The organism is Streptomyces sp. P5F9 (genome assembly GCF_057961495.1).
In genome coordinates this window covers 1-5,104 of sequence record NZ_JBXVPZ010000595.1, presented here as the reverse complement: position 1 = coordinate 5,104, position 5,104 = coordinate 1, and the positions used below count along the sequence as shown (strand labels likewise).

The following is a 5,104-nucleotide window of genomic DNA, read 5'->3' as shown; positions in this document are numbered from 1 at the left end:
TGTTTCATAGGGTTTCGGTGGTCATAGCGTGAGGGAAACGCCCGGTTACATTTCGAACCCGGAAGCTAAGCCTTACAGCGCCGATGGTACTGCAGGGGGGACCCTGTGGGAGAGTAGGACGCCGCCGAACAATATTTGGAGGACCCCTGGTCCCAGCGTTCACGCTGGGACCAGGGGTCCTTTTGTTTTTCCAGAAACTTTCAGAAACACAGTCCGGAGCGCGCCGAGTAGCTGGTTGCGCGAGAATGACTTGCGGTACCGAAGACAGGAGTCACCGATGTCCACCAACTCTCCCGAGGACCGACCCGAGCGCGAGGAGCGGCGACGGGACAGTGGTGACCGCGGCGACCGTGGCGGGTACCGCGGAGGCCCGAGCCGTAGCAACGATCGAGGAAACGACCGCGGCGGCAGCAGCGATCGCGGTGGCTACGGCCGTCGCGACGACAACCGCGGCGGCGCACCTCGCCGCGACGACCGTGGCAGTGGCGGTACCGGCAGCGGCGGCGGTGGCGATCGCGGTGGTTTCCGTGGGCGTGACGACCGTTCCGCCGGCCCGCGTCGCGATGACCGGCCCGCCGGTCCGCGTCGCGATGACCGGCCCGCCGGTCCGCGTCGCGATGACCGGCCCGCCGGTCCGCGCCGTGACGACAGGCCCTCCGGTCCCCGTCGCGATGACCGCGGTGGCGAGCGCGGAGGCCGTCCCGGTGGCTTCCGTCGGGACGACAACCGTGGTGAGCGGCCCGCGTTCCGTCGTGACGACCGCAGCGACAACCGTGGTGGTGAGCGTCGCGACGACAATCGAGGCGATCGCGGTGGTTTCCGGCGCGATGACAGCCGGGGCGAGCGTCCGCCGTTCCGCCGGGACGACAACCGCGGTGGCAGTGGCGGTTTCCGGCGTGACGACGACCGCGGTGACCGTGGCAGCTACCCCCGCCGCGACGACCGGCGCGATGACCGCCGTAGCGACGACCGTGGCAGTGGCGATCGCGGTGGCTACCGGGGACGTGACGACCGTTCCGCGGCTCCTCGTCGTGACGACCGGCCGTCCGGTCCGCGTCGTGATGACCGTGGTGGGGATCGTCCGGCCTTCCGGCGTGACGACAGCCGTGGTGAGCGTCCGCCGTTCCGCCGTGGCGACCGCAGCGACAACCGAGACAACCGAAGCGACAACCGGGGTGGCGAGCGTCCGCCCTTCCGCCGTGATGACCGTAGGGACGACCGCCGTGACGGTGACCGTCCCGCCTTCCGGCGTGACGACAACCGTGGTGACCGTGGCAGCTACCCCCGCCGTGACGACCGGCCGTCCGGTCCGCGTCGTGATGACCGTGGTGGGGATCGTCCTGCCTTCCGGCGTGACGACAGCCGTGGCGAGCGTCCGCCGTTCCGCCGTGACGACCGTGACAATCGAGGCGAGCGTCCTGCCTTCCGGCGTGACGACGACCGCGGTGACCGTGGCAGCTACCCCCGCCGTGACGACCGTTCCGCCGGTCCGCGTCGTGATGACCGGCCCGCTGGTCCGCGCCGTGACGACCGGCCGTCCGGTCCCCGTCGCGATGACCGCGGTGGCGAGCGCGGAGGGTTCCGCCGCGATGAGCGACCGGCGTTCCGGCGTGACGACCGCCGCGATGACCGGCGTGACGACCGTCGGGGCGACGATCGGCGTGGTGGCGGCAGCCGGTTCCGTGACGAGCGGGAGCGTGACCGCGAGCCGATCAAGCGGCTGCCGATCCCCGAGGACGTCACCGGCGAGGAGATCGACAAGGACGTACGCCAGGAGCTGATGAGTCTGCCGAAGGGGCTCGCGGAGGACGTCTCCAAGAACCTGGTGATGGTCGCCCGGCTCATCGACGAGGACCCCGAGGGCGCCTACGCCTACTCCAAGATCGCCCTGCGTCTGGCGTCGCGCGTCGCCGCCGTACGTGAGGCGGCCGGGTTCGCCGCGTACGCGAACCAGAAGTACAGCGAGGCGCTGGCCGAGTTCCGGGCCGCGCGGCGGATGACCGGCAGCGTGGACCTGTGGCCCGTGATGGCCGACTGCGAGCGTGGGCTCGGGCGGCCCGAGAAGGCGCTGGAGATGGCCGGGGCCGCCGAGGTGCACAAGCTCGACAAGGCCGGGCAGGTCGAGATGCGGCTCGTCGCGGCCGGTGCCCGGCGTGACATGGACCAGCTCGACGCGGCCATCGTCACTTTGCAGAGCCCGGAGCTGGCCTCGAACACCGTGCAGCCGTGGACCGCGCGACTGCGGTACGCCTACGCCGACGCCCTGCTCGCCGCCGGGCGTGAGGGCGAGGCGCGGGAGTGGTTCGCCAAGGCCGTGGAGTCCGACAAGGACGGCAGCACGGACGCGTCGGACCGGCTCGCCGAGATGGACGGTGTCGAGTTCGTCGACGCGTTCGTCGAGGACGAGGACGACAGCGACACCGAGGTCGACGACGAGGTCGAGTCTCAGGACGACGTCTCCGTAGTCGACGAGTTGGACGACGAGGACGAGGACGACGACATCGAGGACGACGACGCGGACGAGGCCGAAGCCGCGGCCGAGACCAAGGAAGACGTCGCCAAGGAAGATGTCCTTCTTAAAGAAGAAGACGAAGACGACGAAGACGATGACAAGAACTGACCTACGTCAGTGAAGTGACAAGGGCGGGACCCAGCACCTGGGGTCCCGCCCTTTCGCGTCTCCGGCGTTGGTGGTTGTGTCTCAGACGTACAGCGCGCGCAGCACCAGTCCCGAGGCCGGCTTAGGGCCGAAGGACGTCGACTTGCGGGGCATCGTGACGCCCTGGCGGGCCAGGTCGCGTACGACTTCCTCGCGGACGGGGTGCATCAACACCGCCGTACCGCCGTCGTGTTCGGCCTTGCGGACCGTGGCGGCGGTGTCGTGGATGTAGGCGATGTGGGCCGGGTCGTCCTCGGGGATGTGCCAGACGTGGTCCAGGAGGGTGGCGTGCAGGACCGTCGCGTCCAGGGTGCGCCAGGCCGCGGGGCGGTCGGCCGGGATCGTACGGGCCAGGAGGTCCGGGTCCGGGTGGTCGACCAGGTGGAAGGCGCCGTCGCCGGCGAGGAGGAAGGCGTTGCCCGCGCAGGCCGCGTCGGCGAGGTTCTCCAGGGCTTCCGCGAGGGGTACTTCCAGGTGTTGGACGCGGAACAGGCCGTCGAGGGCCGCCAGGGCGTCGGACACCGGGACGCCGTGCAGGAGGCGGTGGATCGCGCGGACGCGGAGCGGGTAGCGGGCCGTGTCGACGAGGAGGACAAGGCCGTAGTCCCAGGGGCTGGGGGAGGGATGCTCCGCGCGTAGACGTCGGTAGGTCGCCCAGCGGTGATGGCCGTCGGCGATCAGGGCCTGGTGGTGAGCGAGGTCCGTCTGGATGCGGGCCAGGTCGGTGGGGTCGGTGACCGACCAGAGGCGGTGGCTGTAGCCGTCCTCCGTGGTCGTCGACAGGAGTGCGGGGTCCTCGGCGATGCGCTCGACCACCGTCGTCGTGTCGGCCGGTGTGCCGTTGCCCCGGTAGGTCAGGAGCAGGGGTTCGAGGTTCGCGGAGGTGGCGCGCATGAGGGCCGCGCGGTCGGCGACCACATGCGGCATGACGTCCTCGTGCGGCAGGACCACACCCTCCGACGGGTCCGACAGGCGCAGGGCGCCGATGACGCCGCGTTGCAACAGGCCGTTGCCGTCGCGCTGTTCATAGACGTACAGGCCGGGCTCGGGGTCCGTGGTGAGGACTCCCTCGGAGAGCCAGCGGTGCAGGGTGTCGGCGGCCTGTTCGTTGCGGGCACTCGGGGTGACGGCCTGCGGGAGGATCAGCCGGACGATGTTGTGCGGGTCGGCGTCCTGGAGGTGGTGCAGGCCGTCGGGGCGTACGACCACGTCGTACGGCGGGGACGTCACGGCGGCCAGGCTGCCGACCAGGTCGGGGTCGTAGCGAAGGCCTCGGAACGGGGTGAGTTCCAGGCCTCGGCGCTCCGTTGCTTCCGAGTGACCTGCGGTGTTCATCCCGGCATCGTACGTGTGTCAGTGGCATGCGGGATGATCGGGTGAAAGCGATCGAACGAGGAGCGATGTGGAATGAGCCAGAGCGTCAGGACGAGCCCCGACGGCAGTGGACGGGCCCTGAGCGAGGCGTACGACACGGCGCTGCTCGATCTGGACGGAGTGGTGTACGCGGGGGGCAACGCGATCTCCCACGCGGTCGACTCGCTCGCCACCGCCCGCGCGGGCGGCATGCGTCTGGCCTACGTCACCAACAACGCTCTGCGGACGCCGGATGCCGTGGCCGAGCACCTCACCGAGCTGGGCATACCGACCGGGGCCTACGACGTCATCACCTCCGCGCAGGCCGTCGCCCGGCTGATCAGCGAGCAGGTGCCGACGGGCTCCCGCGTGCTGGTGATCGGCGGCGAGGGACTGCGGGTCGCATTGCGTGAGCGCGGGCTTGAGCCCGTCGACTCGGCGGACGACGAGCCGGTCGCGGTCGTGCAGGGCTACGGCGGCCCCGACCTGGCCTGGGGCCGGTTCGCGGAGGCCAGTTACGCCATCGCGCGCGGGGTGCCGTGGTTCGCGTCCAACACCGACCTGACGATCCCGAGCGCGCGCGGCATCGCGCCGGGCAACGGCGCGGCGGTGGAGGTCGTACGGATAGCGACCGGGGCCGAGCCGCAGGTGGCCGGCAAGCCGTTGCCGCCCATGCACAAGGAGACGATCCTGCGGACGGGCGCCGCGCGACCGTTGGTCGTGGGTGACCGGCTGGACACGGACATCGAGGGGGCGTTCAACGGGGAGGTGGATTCCCTGCTCGTCCTGACCGGTGTGACCGACGGCGCTCAGCTCCTCGCCGCGCCGCCGCAGCACCGGCCGACGTACGTCGACGCCGATCTGCGGGGCATGCTCACCGGGCAGCCCGAGGTCACCGGGGCGGGAGACGGCTTCCGGTGCGGTGGCTGGACGGCGACGGCGGGCCGTGACCGGCTGGAACTCGACGGTGAGGGCGAGCCCTTGGACGGGCTCCGGGCGCTCTGCGCTGCGGCCTGGACGGCGGCGGGGGACGGTTCCTGCGCGCTGGACGGGGAGAAGGCGCTGGCGCGACTGGGGTTGTGACGCGGGGGG

General features: G+C 71.0%; 3 protein-coding genes, 1 rRNA gene and 1 pseudogene. 4 read left to right on the top strand and 1 reads right to left on the bottom strand.

Features of this window, described 5'->3' with window-relative positions; translation table 11 throughout:
* Positions 1-13 precede the first annotated feature (13 nt).
* The 3 genes and pseudogenes from rrf to AC31A1_RS46430 all read left to right on the top strand — a co-directional run bounded on the left by rrf (position 14) and on the right by AC31A1_RS46430 (position 2,620).
* Positions 14-130 (top strand): 5S ribosomal RNA (gene rrf / locus AC31A1_RS46440).
* 738 nt (positions 131-868) lie between these two features.
* Positions 869-1,303: pseudogene (locus tag AC31A1_RS46435) on the top strand (tetratricopeptide repeat protein); the annotation flags it as partial.
* 477 nt (positions 1,304-1,780) lie between these two features.
* A complete protein-coding gene (locus AC31A1_RS46430) occupies positions 1,781-2,620 on the top strand; it encodes a tetratricopeptide repeat protein (protein ID WP_489659103.1) in 840 nt (279 codons plus the stop codon).
* Between the two features lie 81 nt (positions 2,621-2,701).
* Here the strand turns inward: AC31A1_RS46430 and AC31A1_RS46425 are convergent, their stop codons facing one another.
* On the bottom strand, positions 2,702-3,994 hold the full coding sequence (locus AC31A1_RS46425; RefSeq protein WP_489659102.1) for a DUF1015 domain-containing protein: 1,293 nt from the start codon (positions 3,992-3,994) through the stop codon (positions 2,702-2,704).
* A 72-nt stretch (positions 3,995-4,066) separates the two neighbouring features.
* On the opposite strand from AC31A1_RS46425, the gene AC31A1_RS46420 reads away from it, so the two are divergent.
* Positions 4,067-5,095 (top strand): HAD hydrolase-like protein, encoded by a 1,029-nt coding sequence (locus AC31A1_RS46420; RefSeq protein ID WP_489659101.1) that lies wholly within the window; start codon positions 4,067-4,069, stop codon positions 5,093-5,095.
* Positions 5,096-5,104 lie beyond the last annotated feature (9 nt).

Coding starts and splice junctions, on each gene's coding strand:
- AC31A1_RS46420 (WP_489659101.1), top strand. CDS start 4,067: ATGAGCCAGAGCGTCAGGACGAGCCCCGACGGCAGTGGACGGGCCCTG.
- AC31A1_RS46425 (WP_489659102.1), bottom strand. CDS start 3,994: ATGAACACCGCAGGTCACTCGGAAGCAACGGAGCGCCGAGGCCTGGAA.
- AC31A1_RS46430 (WP_489659103.1), top strand. CDS start 1,781: ATGAGTCTGCCGAAGGGGCTCGCGGAGGACGTCTCCAAGAACCTGGTG.